The sequence below is a fragment of the Achromobacter sp. 2789STDY5608615 genome, assembly GCF_001298995.1.
Lineage (GTDB): Bacteria > Pseudomonadota > Gammaproteobacteria > Burkholderiales > Burkholderiaceae_B > Achromobacter > Achromobacter insuavis.
This window is the reverse complement of sequence record NZ_CYTY01000050.1, coordinates 1-12,355: the sequence shown is the minus strand read 5'-3', so window position 1 is coordinate 12,355 and position 12,355 is coordinate 1. Positions and strand designations below refer to the sequence as shown.

The following is a 12,355-nucleotide window of genomic DNA, read 5'->3' as shown; positions in this document are numbered from 1 at the left end:
TTTTTCGCCATGGCCCTGCGCGCCACTATCTACAAGGCCGACCTCAACGTGGCCGACACCGATCGGCACTACTACGGCAGCCACTCGCTGACGGTCGCCCGCCATCCTTCCGAAACCGACGAGCGCATGATGGTGCGCATGGTGGCCTACGCGCTGCACGCGCAGGAAGAGCTGGCCTTCACCAAGGGCCTGAGCGACACCGACGAGCCGGACCTGTGGGTCAAGGACCTGACCGGCGCCATCACATTGTGGATCGAAGTCGGCCAGCCCGAAGAGCGCCGCATCCTGCGCGCCTGCGGCCGCGCCGAACAGGTCATCATCTACTGCTACGGCGGCTCCGCCAGCAAGATCTGGTGGGACGGCGTGCGCAACAAGCTCGAGCGCACCCGCAACCTGAAGGTCATCAACCTGCCGTCCGAGCAGACCCGCGCCCTGGCCAGCCTGGCCGAACGCACCATGCAGCTGAACGCCAATATCTCGGACGGGGTGGTGTATTTCTCGGCCGACAAGGGCGAAGTCAGCATCGAGCCCGAAATCTGGCGCTGACGGCGCCAGGCTTTTTGTCCCCGTTTTTCCAACGGCCGGCCCGGCTTTCCGCGGCCGGCCGTTTGCCGTCCTGGGCGGCCACGGCAATTAGTGCGCCGCAACAAAAAAAGCGTGCAAAGTGCGCGGGGCGGATTTATATTATGGTCATCATATTAAAGGAGTCCCGACCATGGCCGGCCCCGCTTCCCGTAAAGAGCTGTCGCACGAGCGCATCGTGGACGCGGCCGCGCGCGCGATCCGCCGCGAGGGGTATGCCGGCGTGGGCGTGGCCGACGTCATGAAGGAAGCCGGGCTGACGCACGGCGGCTTCTACGCCCATTTCCCGTCGCGCGACGCCATGTTGGTGGCGGCGATGGAACGCGCCGGCCGCGATGGCGCCGCCCGCATGACGCAGGGCATGGCGCGCCGCCGCGCCGAAGGCGCCAGCCCGCTGCGCGCCCTGGTCGAGAGTTACCTGTCCGAGACCCACCTGACCAGCTGCGAGGGCGGCTGCCCGATTTCGGCGCTGGCGTCCGAGATGCCGCGCCAGTCGCCCGAGGTGCGTGAGATGTCCGCCAGCCGCGTGCAGGGCCTGGTGGAGGTGGTCGGACGGGCCTTGCCGGCCGACGCCGCGCCGCACGTCGCCATGGCGGTCACCAGCAATCTGGTGGGCGCCATCCAGCTGGCGCGCGCGCTGGGCGACAACGCGCAGGGCCGCGCCATGCTGGCGGCGGCGCGCGAGTCTATCCTGGCGCAATACGACAGCGAGGGGCGGCAAGCGTCGCACTGACCCGGTTTGTCCCAGGCCGCATTGCGCGGCCGTTCTTTCCATCGTAAATATGATGATCATCATATTTATATAACCGGCCGGCGCCACCGGCCACAACCCGAATGCAGCACCCAGGAGATCCATCATGGAATTGAAGAACGCCACCGTCCTCATCACCGGCGCCAACCGCGGCATCGGCCTGGCCTTCGCCCGCGAGGCGCTGGCCCGCGGCGCCCGCAAGGTCTACGCCGGCGCGCGCGATCCGGCCAGCGTCACGCTGCCGGGCGTGCAGGCCATCAAGCTCGACGTCACCAGCGACCAGGACGTGGCCGCCGCGGCCGCGCTGGCCCAGGATGTGACGCTGGTCATCAACAACGCCGGCATCGCCGCCATCGGCGGCTTCCTGGCCGAGGACAGCATCGAATCGGCGCGCCGCCACCTGGAAACCAACCTGCTGGGCTCGCTGCGCGTGGCCCAGGCGTTCGCGCCGGCGCTCGCGGCCAACGGCGGCGGCGCGCTGCTGAACGTGCTGTCGATCGCCAGCTGGATCAACCGGCCGCGCCTGGGCGTGTACGGCATGAGCAAGTCCGCCGCCTGGGCCCTGACCAACGGCCTGCGCCACGAACTGCGCGAGCAGGGCACGCAGGTGCTGGGCCTGCACATGGGCTTTGTGGATACCGACCTGACGCGCGACCTGGACGCGCCCAAGCTCGCGCCCGAGGACGTCGTGGTCCAGGCCTTCGACGCACTCGAGGCCGGCGCCGAGGAAGTGCTGGCCGATGACGCGACGCGCCAGGTCAAGCAGGGCCTGTCGGCCAGCCCGGCCTCCTATCTGCTGGCGTAAGCCGCTCCTTTTCCTTCCGATCCCTCGTTTCCTCCAAGCCCGACCGCCATGCACTCCCACGCCACCCCCGCGGCTTCCGCCGCCTCGCCGTCCGCGGCCGCGTCGCCCTGGCCGATCTTCTGGATCGCCAGCGTCGCCGTGTTCCTGGTCTCGCTCGACGCGACCATGCTCTACGCCGCGTTCAGCGCCATGCGCGCCGGCTTTCCCGAGGCCTCGGCCGCCGACATGTCGTGGGTGCTGAATGCCTACACCGTGGTCTACGCGGCCATGCTGATCCCGTCCGGCGGCCTGGCCGACACGCACGGGCGCAAGCGCATGTTCATGATCGGGGTGCTGCTGTTCCTGGCCTCGTCCGCCGCCTGCGGCCTGGCCGGCACGGTCGGCTGGCTGATCGCGGCGCGCGTGGCGCAGGCGGTGGGGGCGGCGCTGCTGACGCCGGCCTCGCTGTCGATCGTGCTGGCGGCGTTCCCGGCCTCGCAGCGCTCGGTGGCGGTGAGCCTGTGGGGCGCCGTGGCCGCGCTGGCGGCGGCGGTCGGCCCCAGCCTGGGCGCGTTCGTGGTCGATGCCGCGGGCTGGCCGTGGGCGTTCTACATCAACCTGCCGCTGGGGGCGTTGTCGCTGTGGTTCGGCGCCGGCCGTCTCAAGGAATCGGTGCGGCCCGAGGCGCGCCGCCGGGTCGACGGCGTGGGCATGGCCCTGCTGATGGTGGCGGTGGGCGCGGTGGCGCTGGCCATCGTGCAGTCGGAATCGCCGCACTGGAGCCGCGGTGAGCTGTGGATGGTGGCGGCGATGGGGCTGGTGTCGCTGGCGGCCTTCGTCGGCTGGGCCCGCACCACGCCGCATCCGCTGGTCGACCTGGCCTTGTTCAAGCACCGCACCTATCGCTACGTGAACCTGGCCACGCTCAGCTTCGGCATCGCCTTCGCGATGATGTTCTTCGCCTTTTTCTTCTACATGACCGGGGTCTGGCACTACAGCCTGCCAAAGGCCGGCCTGGCGGTCACGCCGGGGCCGCTGCTGGTGATGCCGACCGCGATCATCACCGGCAAGCTGGCCGCGCGCCTGGGCCATCGCCCGTTCCTGGTGGGCGGGTCACTGGTGTACGCCGCCAGCGGGCTGTGGTTCCTGCTGGTGCCGGGCGCCGAGCCCGCCTATCTGGCGCATTGGCTGCCCGGGTTGATCCTGAGCGGGCTGGGCGTGGGCCTGGTGCTGCCGTCGCTGGCCGGCGCTGCGGTCAACCGCCTGCCGCCGCAGCACTACGCGGTCGGCAGCGCCGTCAACCAGGCCACGCGCCAGATCGGCGCGGTGCTGGGCGTGGCGCTGACCGTGCTGCTGCTGGGCAAGGGCGCGCTCAGCCATGCCGATTTCGATCCGCTGTACCTGGGCCACGTCGGCCTGGCGCTGTTGACGGCCCTGCTGTGCCTGGCGGTGGATACCCGGCCGCGTCCCGCGCATGCCTGAGCGCGGCGCGGCGGGCCGGTCAGCGCGGGGTGCGCTGGTGCGGCACCAGGGGCGGGGCCTGACGGCCCGCCTGCAGGGTCCAGAAGTCGGGCAGGAAGCACTCGGCCACCAGCAGCGGCTGGCCCTGGCGCCAGAACACCGAGCGCCGCGCCCAGACGCGCTGCGCGTCGCGCTCGCGGCCATTGCGCACCAGCACGCCGGCGGCGGTGGCGTGGAACGGCACCGGCGAGGCCAGCAGACGGCAGGCGAACGGCGATCGCACCACGGTGCTGTCGTGGTAAAGCATGTCGGCCAGCGGTCGCGTCAGCAGGCGCCGCATGCCTTGCCAGGCGCCGTGCGAGGCGCGCAGCGGCGTCAGGCTGCGCGCCGGCACGCTGTCGATGCCGTCGACCGACATCAGCACCTCGCGCACCCACACCGGCGCGCCGGGGGCGATGCGCATGGCGCGGGCCTCGTCGGCCGGCGCGCCGTCGGCGTATTCGGCCAGCACCCGCAGGCGCACCTGGCCGACCTGGCGCAGGCCGGCGGTCAGGGCGCCGGGACGGAACAGCCAGTGGCGCTGGGTGAGCGACAGGCGCGGCGGCGCGCTGGCCAGCCAGCCTGCCGCGAGGGGAGGACGATGTGTTGCTGCTGAGGTCATCATGGCTGCGTATTATGCCAAGGCCGGGGCGCCGGTTCGATGCCGGCCCCTGTGGCCGATTGCCGCAGGCCCCCGCAGCGGCGCGCGCCGCCGCCTGGGGACGCGGGGTGCGCTCCGCATACAATACCGGCCATGGAAAAAGTACGAATCTCCAAGCTCATGTCCGAGCGTGGACTCTGTTCGCGCCGCGAGGCCGACAGCTATATCGAGCGCGGCTGGGTGCGGGTCGACGGCGAAGTGGTGTCCGAACTGGGCGCGCGCGCCTTCCCCGACCAGGTCATCACGCTGGAACGCGCCGCGCAGGCGCGCCAGACGTCGCGCGTCACTATCCTCATCAACAAGCCGGTCGGCTACGTCTCGGGCCAGGCCGAAAAGGGCTACACGCCCGCGGTCGCGCTGATCGACGCGCGGTCGCGCTTTGCCGGCGACCGCAGTCCGCACCGCTTCGAGCGCGGCCACCTGGACGGCCTGGCGGTGGCCGGGCGGCTGGACATCGATTCGCAGGGCCTTTTGGTGCTGACGCAGGACGGCCGCGTGGCCAAGCTGCTGATCGGCGAAGACTCCAGCGTCGACAAGGAATACCTGGTGCGGGTGCAGGGCGAACTGTCCGAGAATGGCCTGGCGCTGCTCAACCACGGCCTGTCGCTGGACGGCAAGGCGCTCAAGCCGGCCCAGGTGCGCTGGCAGAACCACGACCAGTTGCGCTTCGTGCTGCGCGAAGGCAAGAAGCGCCAGATCCGCCGCATGTGCGAACTGGTGGGCCTGAAAGTGGTGGGTCTGAAGCGCGTGCGCATCGGCCGCGTGGCCCTGGGCGACCTGCCGCTGGGCCAATGGCGCTACCTGCGCGAGGACGAACGCTTCTGATCGGGGCGGCGGCCCGGAGCCGCCGCGCGCATGCCGCGCCGGGGTCTACCGGCCGCGAGCAAATTTTTCAGTCTGTTTCCGGGCCGCCGTCATTTCATGAATGGCGCGGTATCCTTCGCCTGCCCGTCCCCGCCCAGGCGCTCCATCAGGAATTCGATGAAGATCCGGGTCTTGGCGGGCAAGAGCCGGGTTTCCGTGACGGCATACACCGGGAACGGTCCCAGCTGCCAGTCCGGCAGCACGCGCCGCAGCTGGCCCGATTTCTGTTCGGCGGTCTGGCCGCCAACCAGCACGGTGATGCCGGCGCCCAGCATCGCCAGGCGGCGGGCCATGGCCACGCCGTTGACGGAAAAGCGGTTGCCGGGCGTGAACTGGATGTGCTGGTCGCCGCTGTTCAGCGGCCAGCGGGTGACGCGGCCGGCGCCTTCGGCGCGGAACTCGATGCACTCGTGGCGGGTCAGGTCGCTGGGGTGCCTGGGTTCCCCGTGCTTCTCCAGGTATTCGCGCGAGGCGTACAGATGGGCGGGCAGCATGCCCAGCAGCCTCGCGATCTGCGTCGAGTCGGGCAGGTCGCCGATCTCGATGGAAATATCGCAGGTCTGGAACACGCGCTGGGCGTGGTCCGGGTTGGCGAGGTCCAGGAAAAAGGTGACGTCGGGATAGCGGCGCGAGAATTCCATGAACGATTCGGCCAGGAAGTCCGTACCGAAATCCGCTGGCATGTTCACCCGCAGCGGCCCCGACGGCGTGTCGACCAGCTTCTGCAGTTCCTCGTGGGCGATCTGGGCCTCGGCGACGATGCGCTGGCAGCGTTCGAAGTACAGCCGGCCGGCGTCGGTCAGCTCCACCTTGCGGGTGGTGCGGCTGAGCAGGCGCAGGCCCACGGACCGTTCCAATTCGGCCGCCTGGCGAGACAATGTCGATTTGGGCACTCCCAGGGCGGCGGCCGCACGGCTAAAACTGTGCGTCTTGGCGACCTCCACGAAGAGCTCCATGCCTTGTAGACGTTTCATGGAAGGGATTCTGTCACACGATGGGGTGATTTATTGTCCCATATCTGGAATGATGTTTTCTCAATATGCCTCTTTGTTTCTCGGGCGGGATAACGCAAAATGCGAATTCTGCAATGCAGCAAAGCGTCGATGCCCTGCCTGAATGTCTGAGGCGAAACCACACCCCAGTCAATCCTCACGAGCCGAACCGATGCACGGTTCGGGTCGCGCCGTTGTTGCCGCCAGATGTCCGGCGGCCGCTGCGGTCTCCCTGTGGGCGCAGGCCCCGGCGGGCGGGCGTGAGGCTACCTTTTTAGTTGGAAATCGGGAATGCAATCTATGAACAAGAAAAGCGCGATGTGGCGCGGTGCGGCGGTGCTTACGCTGACGGCATCGGCCCTGACGTTGGCCGCTTGCGGCAAGAAGCAGGACGCGCCCCAGGCGGGCAAGCCGCAGGTGACGGTCGTCACCCTGACCACCAAACCGGTTTCCCTCACCACTGAATTGCCGGGCCGCACCTCGCCGTTCCGCGTCGCCGAAGTGCGGCCGCAGGTCAACGGCATCGTGCAAAAGCGCCTGTTCACCGAGGGCGGCGAGGTCAAGGCCGGCGAACAGCTTTACCAGATCGACCCCGCGCTCTACCAGGCCAGCTTCGACAGCCAGAAGGCCGCCCTGGCGCGCGCCCAGGCGCAGCAGAAGACCGCCGCGCTGCTGGCGGAGCGCTACAAGCCGCTGGTGGCCACCCGCGCCGTCAGCCAGCAGACCTACGACAACGCCGTGGCCTCGCGCGACCAGGCCGTCGCCGACGTGCTGTCGGCCAAGGCCGCGCTCGACACCGCGCGCATCAACCTGGTCTACACCAAGGTGCTGTCGCCGATCGACGGCATCATCGGCCGCTCCTCGGTCACCGAAGGCGCGCTGGTCACCGCCAACCAGGCCACGGCCCTGGCCGCCGTGCAACAGATCGATCCGATCTACGTCGACGTGACGCAGTCCAGCGTGCAACTGCTGCGCCTGCAGAACGCGCTCGCCAGCGGCCAGCTCAAGAAGGCCGAGGGCGAGCAGGCCGCGCTGGTCACGCTGACGCTGGAAGACGGCTCGCAATACACCCAGCAGGGCAAGCTGCAGTTCTCCGAAGTCACGGTCGATCAGGGCACCGGCTCGGTGACGCTGCGCGCGGTGTTCCCCAACCCGGACCGCCGCCTGCTGCCGGGCATGTTCGTGCGCGCTCGCCTGGTCGACGGCGTCGCCGCCGACGGCCTGCTGGTGCCGCAACGCGGCGTGACGCGCAACCAGCGCGGCCTGCCGACGGCGCTGGTGGTCAATGCCGAGAACAAAGTCGAATTGCGTGAACTCAAGACCGACCGCGCCATTGGCGACCAGTGGCTGGTCACCGACGGCCTGAAGGCTGGTGAAAAGGTCATCGTGGAAGGCGTGCAGATGGTGCGCCCGGGCGTCGAGGTGGTGGCCACGGAAGCCGGCGCCAAGCCGGCGCAGCAACCGCAGGCGGGCGCCGCGGCGGCCAAGCAGTAGTCAGGGAGCCTTGCATGGCAAAGTTTTTTATCGATAGACCGGTCTTCGCATGGGTGATCGCGATCGTGCTGATGATGGCCGGCGCGTTGTCCATCCTGAAGCTGCCGGTTTCGCAGTATCCGAATATCGCGCCGCCGGCCATCGGCATCGCGGTGACCTACCCGGGCGCCTCGGCGCAGACGGTGCAGGACACCGTGGTGCAGGTGATCGAACAGCAGATGAACGGCCTTGATGGCCTGGAGTACATTTCCTCGGAAAGCAACTCCGACGGCAGCATGTCCATCACGCTGACGTTCCGCCAGGGCACCAACCCCGACACCGCCCAGGTGCAGGTGCAGAACAAGCTGTCGCTGGCGCAGCCGCTCTTGCCGCAGGAAGTGCAGCAGCAGGGCATCCGCGTCACCAAGGCCACCAAGAACTTCCTGATCGTGGCGGGCTTCGTGTCCACCGACGGCACGATGACCAAGGACGACCTGGCCGACTACGTCGCCTCGTACGTCCAGGATCCCATCAGCCGCACCCAGGGCGTGGGCGACTTCCAGCTGTTCGGCTCGCAGTACGCCATGCGCATCTGGCTGGATCCGGCCAAGCTGGTGAACTACGGCCTGACCACGGTTGACGTGGTCAACGCCATCAAGGAACAGAACGTCCAGGTCTCGTCCGGCCAGTTGGGCGGCCTGCCCGCGGTGCGTGGCCAGCAGCTGAACGCCACCATCATCGGCCCCTCGCGCCTGGAGCGTCCGGAAGACTTCGGCCGCATCCTGCTCAAGGTCAACACCGACGGCTCGCAAGTGCGCCTGGCCAACGTCGCCCGCATCGAGCTGGGCGGCCAGACCTACGCCATCGACAGCTACTACAACGGCAAGCCCGCATCGGGCCTGGCGATCAAGCTGGCCCCGGGCGCCAACGCGCTCGACACGGCGCAGGCGGTGCGTGACACCATCAACAACCTGAAGCCGTATTTCCCGCCCGGCATGGACGTCGTCTATCCGTACGACACCACGCCGTTCGTCAGCCTGTCGATCGAGGAAGTGTTCAAGACGCTGGTGGAAGCCATCATCCTGGTGTTCCTGGTGATGTACCTGTTCCTGCAGAACTTCCGCGCCACGCTGATCCCGACGCTGGCGGTGCCGGTGGTGCTGCTGGGCACCTTCGGCGTGCTGGCGGCGTTCGGCTATTCCATCAACACCCTGACCATGTTCGGCATGGTGCTGGCCATCGGCCTGCTGGTGGACGACGCCATCGTGGTGGTGGAAAACGTCGAGCGGGTGATGGCCGAGGAGGGCCTGACGCCCAAGCAGGCCACGCGCAAGTCCATGACCCAGATCACCGGCGCGCTGATCGGCATCGCCATGGTGCTGGCGGCGGTGTTCATCCCGATGGCCTTCTTCGGCGGCTCGACCGGCGTGATCTATCGCCAGTTCTCCATCACCATCGTGTCCTCGATGGTGCTGTCGGTGATCGTCGCCATCGTCTTCACGCCGGCGCTGTGCGCCACGCTGCTCAAGCCGATTCCCAAGGGCCACCATGGCACCAAGCGCGGCTTCTTCGGCTGGTTCAACCGCGCCTTCGACCGCAGCAGCCACGGCTACGCCAATACCGTGGCGCGCGGCCTGGGCCGCACCAAGCGCCTGATGGTGGTGTACCTGGCCATCGTCATCGCCATGGGCTGGATGTTCACCCGCATCCCGACCGCGTTCCTGCCGGGCGAAGACCAGGGCATCCTGTTCGCCCAGATCCAGACGCCCGCCGGCGCCACCGCCGAACGCACCAAGGCCGTCATCGACGAGGCCACCAACTACCTGCTGACCGAAGAGAAGGACGCGGTCACCTCGGTGTTCGCGGTCAACGGCTTCAACTTCGGCGGCCGCGGCCAGAACGCCTCGATCCTGTTCATCAAGCTGCGCGACTGGGAAGACCGCGGCGCCGCCAATCTCAAGGCGGCCGCCGTGGCGGCGCGCGCCAACGCCCATTTCAGGAAGACCGAGCGCGACGCCCAGCTGTTCGTGGTGCCGCCGCCCTCGGTGATGGAACTGGGCAACGTCGACGGTTTCGACTTCCAGCTGATGGACCGCGCCGGCGTGGGCCATGAAAAACTGCTGGCCGCGCGCAACCAGCTGCTGGGCGAGGCGGCGCAGAGCAAGATCCTGCAGGGCGTGCGCCCCAACGGCATCGAGGACGCGCCGCAGTACCAGCTCGACATCGACCGCGAAAAGGCGCGGGCGCTGGGCGTGTCCGTCTCGGACATCAACAGCACGCTGTCCACCGCCTGGGGTTCGTCGTACGTCAACGACTTCATCGACCGCGGCCGCGTCAAGAAGGTGTTCGCGCAGGGCGAGGCCTCGGCGCGCATGCTGCCCGACGACCTGGACAAATGGTACGTGCGCAACAGCAATGGCGACATGGTGCCGTTCTCGGCGTTCGCCAAGGCCACCTGGAGCTTCGGCCCGCAGAAGCTGAACCGCTACAACGGCGTGCCGTCCTACAACATCCAGGGCCAGGCGGCGCCGGGCTACAGCTCGGGCGCGGCCATGAACGAAATGGAACGCATCGCCAGCAAGCTGCCGGTGGGCGTGGGTTTCGAATGGACCGGCATGTCGTACGAAGAACGCCTGTCGGGCGCCCAGGCGCCGGCGCTGTACGCGATCTCGCTGATCGTGGTGTTCCTGTGCCTGGCGGCGCTGTATGAAAGCTGGACGATTCCGTCCGCGGTCATGCTGGTGGTGCCCCTGGGCATCATCGGGGCGCTGGGGGCGACGCTGCTGCGCGGCCTGTCCAACGACGTGTACTTCCAGGTGGGCCTGCTCACCACCATCGGGTTGGCGGCCAAGAACGCCATCCTGATCGTGGAGTTCGCCAAGGAGCACTACGAGGCCGGGGCGAGCCTGACGGAATCGGCGATCCACGCCGCCCGCCAGCGCCTGCGCCCGATCCTGATGACGTCGCTGGCGTTCATCCTGGGCGTGGTGCCGCTCGCGATCTCCTCGGGCGCCGGTTCGGGCAGCCAGAACGCCATCGGCACGGGCGTGATCGGCGGCATGCTGACCGCGACCTTCCTGGCCATCTTCTTCGTCCCCGCGTTCTTCGTGATCATGCTGCGCCTGTTCAAGGTGGAACGCATGAGCGCGCGACGCGACCCGCACGACCCCAGCGCCAACGACGCGCAGGACGTGTCCGTCGAAGGAAAACCGCAATGAAGCTGCAGATGAGAACCCTGGTTTCCCTTTCCCTGGCGGCGGCCCTGGCGGGCTGCTCGCTGGCCCCGACCTACGAACGGCCCGACGCGCCGGTCTCGTCGGCCTATCCGACCGGCCCGGCCTACAAGGCCGACGCCGCCGGCGCCGTGGCCACGGCCGACATCGGCTGGCGCGACTTCTTCGCCGATCCGCTGCTCCAGCAGCTGATCGAGCAGTCGCTGGCCAACAACCGCGACCTGCGCGTGGCGGCCTTGAACGTCGAGGCGGCGCGGGCGCAGTACCGCATCCAGCGCGCCGATCTGATGCCCAGCGTCGGCATCGCCGGCAAGGAAACGGCCCAGCGCACGCCGGCCGACCTTTCGCCCAGCGGCCAGGCCACCACCAGCCACAACTACCAGGTCGGCGCCGCGCTGTCCTCGTGGGAGCTGGATCTGTTCGGCCGCATCCGCAGCCTCAGCGACAAGGCGCTCGAATCGTACCTGGCGCTGGACGAGACCCGCACGGCGACGCAGCTGACGCTGATCGCCGAGGTGGCCAACGCCTACCTGACGCTGCGCGCCGACCAGGAACTGCTGAACCTGACCCGCGGCACCTTCAAGAGCCAGGAAGATTCCTACAAGCTCACCCAGCAGAGCTATGACCAGGGCCTGTCCACCGCGCTGGACCTGAGCCAGGCCGAAGTGTCGCTGCGCACCGCGCAGGCCAACCTGTCGCAATACACGCGCCAGGCGGCCCAGGATCGCAATGCGCTGGTGCTGCTGGTGGGTCAGCCGCTGTCGCCGGAACTCTCGGCGTCGCTGGACAGCGCCGTCAAGCTCGACGACGGCATGCTGCCGACCGCGCTGCCGGCCGGCCTGCCGTCCGAACTGCTGGCGCGCCGCCCGGACATCCGCGCGGCCGAGCACCAGCTCAAGGGCGCCAACGCCAATATCGGCGCGGCGCGCGCGGCGTTCTTCCCGACCATCAGCCTGACGGGCAACGCCGGCACCGCCAGCGCCAGCCTGGGCGGACTGTTCAACGCCGGCTCCGGCGCCTGGAGCTTCGTGCCGCAGATCACGGTGCCGATCTTCGCCGGCGGCTCGCTGCTGGCGGGCCTGGACCTGGCCAAGGTGCAGAAGAACATTCAGGTCGCGCAGTACGAGAAGACCATCCAGACCGGTTTTCGCGAAGTGGCCGACGCCCTTGCCGGGCGCGGCACGCTGGACGAGCAGATCCAGGCCCAGCAACTGCTGGTGGCCGCCAACCAGCGCGCCTATGACCTGTCCGAGCAGCGCTTCCGCCAGGGCATCGACGACTACCTGACGGTGCTGGATTCGCAGCGTTCGCTCTACAACGCCCAGCAGACGCTGGTCAACACGCGCCTGTCGCGCCTGTCCAACCTGGTGACCTTGTACAAGGTGCTGGGCGGCGGCTGGACCGAGCGCACCGTCACGGCCGCGCAACCGGCGCCGGGCGCGGCGCCGGCGGGCGCCGGCCAGCCGGGCTGAACGTCATCGCGGCATGAAAAAAAGCGGGCCGATCGAAAGATCG

Annotated in this window: 10 protein-coding genes; 8 read left to right on the top strand and 2 right to left on the bottom strand. The window is 68.6% G+C overall.

Annotation, left to right across the window (positions count from 1 at the left end; genetic code table 11):
- Positions 1 to 9 precede the first annotated feature (9 nt).
- The 4 genes from AOZ49_RS27835 (at position 10) to AOZ49_RS27820 (ending at position 3,599) form a co-directional block, all read left to right on the top strand.
- Positions 10 to 546, top strand: a complete 537-nt coding sequence (locus AOZ49_RS27835; RefSeq protein WP_054432010.1) for a YaeQ family protein — start codon at positions 10 to 12, stop codon at positions 544 to 546.
- 169 nt (positions 547 to 715) lie between these two features.
- Complete coding sequence (locus tag AOZ49_RS27830; protein ID WP_054432009.1) at positions 716 to 1,315, top strand: TetR/AcrR family transcriptional regulator; 600 nt, start codon at positions 716 to 718, stop codon at positions 1,313 to 1,315.
- Positions 1,316 to 1,439: 124 nt separating this feature from the next.
- Complete coding sequence (locus AOZ49_RS27825) at positions 1,440 to 2,138, top strand: SDR family oxidoreductase (protein ID WP_054432008.1); 699 nt, start codon at positions 1,440 to 1,442, stop codon at positions 2,136 to 2,138.
- Positions 2,139 to 2,186: 48 nt separating this feature from the next.
- On the top strand, positions 2,187 to 3,599 hold the full coding sequence (locus tag AOZ49_RS27820) for a DHA2 family efflux MFS transporter permease subunit (RefSeq protein ID WP_054432007.1): 1,413 nt from the start codon (positions 2,187 to 2,189) through the stop codon (positions 3,597 to 3,599).
- A 19-nt stretch (positions 3,600 to 3,618) separates the two neighbouring features.
- Here the strand turns inward: AOZ49_RS27820 and AOZ49_RS27815 are convergent, their stop codons facing one another.
- Positions 3,619 to 4,242: a chorismate--pyruvate lyase family protein gene (locus tag AOZ49_RS27815; RefSeq protein WP_369815886.1), complete on the bottom strand. Its 624-nt coding sequence runs from the start codon at positions 4,240 to 4,242 to the stop codon at positions 3,619 to 3,621.
- A gap of 129 nt (positions 4,243 to 4,371) precedes the next feature.
- Between AOZ49_RS27815 and AOZ49_RS27810 the strand changes: the two genes are divergently transcribed.
- Complete coding sequence (locus AOZ49_RS27810) at positions 4,372 to 5,103, top strand: pseudouridine synthase (RefSeq protein ID WP_054478986.1); 732 nt, start codon at positions 4,372 to 4,374, stop codon at positions 5,101 to 5,103.
- A gap of 89 nt (positions 5,104 to 5,192) precedes the next feature.
- Here AOZ49_RS27810 and AOZ49_RS27805 read toward each other — a convergent pair whose 3' ends face one another.
- Positions 5,193 to 6,098 carry a LysR family transcriptional regulator gene (locus AOZ49_RS27805; protein ID WP_054478984.1) on the bottom strand — a complete coding sequence of 302 codons (906 nt, stop codon included), beginning with the start codon at positions 6,096 to 6,098 and terminating at the stop codon, positions 5,193 to 5,195.
- Positions 6,099 to 6,434: 336 nt separating this feature from the next.
- Between AOZ49_RS27805 and AOZ49_RS27800 the strand changes: the two genes are divergently transcribed.
- From AOZ49_RS27800 to adeC, 3 genes are read left to right on the top strand one after another with little or no spacing between them, the layout of a single operon-like run.
- A complete protein-coding gene (locus AOZ49_RS27800; protein ID WP_054432004.1) occupies positions 6,435 to 7,628 on the top strand; it encodes an efflux RND transporter periplasmic adaptor subunit in 1,194 nt (397 codons plus the stop codon).
- Between the two features lie 14 nt (positions 7,629 to 7,642).
- Positions 7,643 to 10,825, top strand: a complete 3,183-nt coding sequence (locus AOZ49_RS27795) for an efflux RND transporter permease subunit (RefSeq protein ID WP_054478982.1) — start codon at positions 7,643 to 7,645, stop codon at positions 10,823 to 10,825.
- The gene (gene adeC, locus AOZ49_RS27790) at positions 10,822 to 12,312 is read left to right on the top strand and encodes an AdeC/AdeK/OprM family multidrug efflux complex outer membrane factor (RefSeq protein ID WP_054478980.1); all 1,491 of its coding nucleotides are present in this window, start codon (positions 10,822 to 10,824) and stop codon (positions 12,310 to 12,312) included. The genes AOZ49_RS27795 and adeC overlap by 4 nt, the downstream gene beginning before the upstream one ends.
- The last annotated feature ends 43 nt before the right edge of the window (positions 12,313 to 12,355 follow it).

Excerpts from the sequence above, each read along its gene's own strand:
- AOZ49_RS27835 (WP_054432010.1), top strand. The coding sequence starts at position 10 with ATGGCCCTGCGCGCCACTATCTACAAGGCCGACCTCAACGTGGCCGAC.
- AOZ49_RS27830 (WP_054432009.1), top strand. The coding sequence starts at position 716 with ATGGCCGGCCCCGCTTCCCGTAAAGAGCTGTCGCACGAGCGCATCGTG.
- AOZ49_RS27825 (WP_054432008.1), top strand. The coding sequence starts at position 1,440 with ATGGAATTGAAGAACGCCACCGTCCTCATCACCGGCGCCAACCGCGGC.
- AOZ49_RS27820 (WP_054432007.1), top strand. The coding sequence starts at position 2,187 with ATGCACTCCCACGCCACCCCCGCGGCTTCCGCCGCCTCGCCGTCCGCG.
- AOZ49_RS27815 (WP_369815886.1), bottom strand. The coding sequence starts at position 4,242 with ATGATGACCTCAGCAGCAACACATCGTCCTCCCCTCGCGGCAGGCTGG.
- AOZ49_RS27810 (WP_054478986.1), top strand. The coding sequence starts at position 4,372 with ATGGAAAAAGTACGAATCTCCAAGCTCATGTCCGAGCGTGGACTCTGT.
- AOZ49_RS27805 (WP_054478984.1), bottom strand. The coding sequence starts at position 6,098 with ATGGAGCTCTTCGTGGAGGTCGCCAAGACGCACAGTTTTAGCCGTGCG.
- AOZ49_RS27800 (WP_054432004.1), top strand. The coding sequence starts at position 6,435 with ATGAACAAGAAAAGCGCGATGTGGCGCGGTGCGGCGGTGCTTACGCTG.
- AOZ49_RS27795 (WP_054478982.1), top strand. The coding sequence starts at position 7,643 with ATGGCAAAGTTTTTTATCGATAGACCGGTCTTCGCATGGGTGATCGCG.
- adeC (WP_054478980.1), top strand. The coding sequence starts at position 10,822 with ATGAAGCTGCAGATGAGAACCCTGGTTTCCCTTTCCCTGGCGGCGGCC.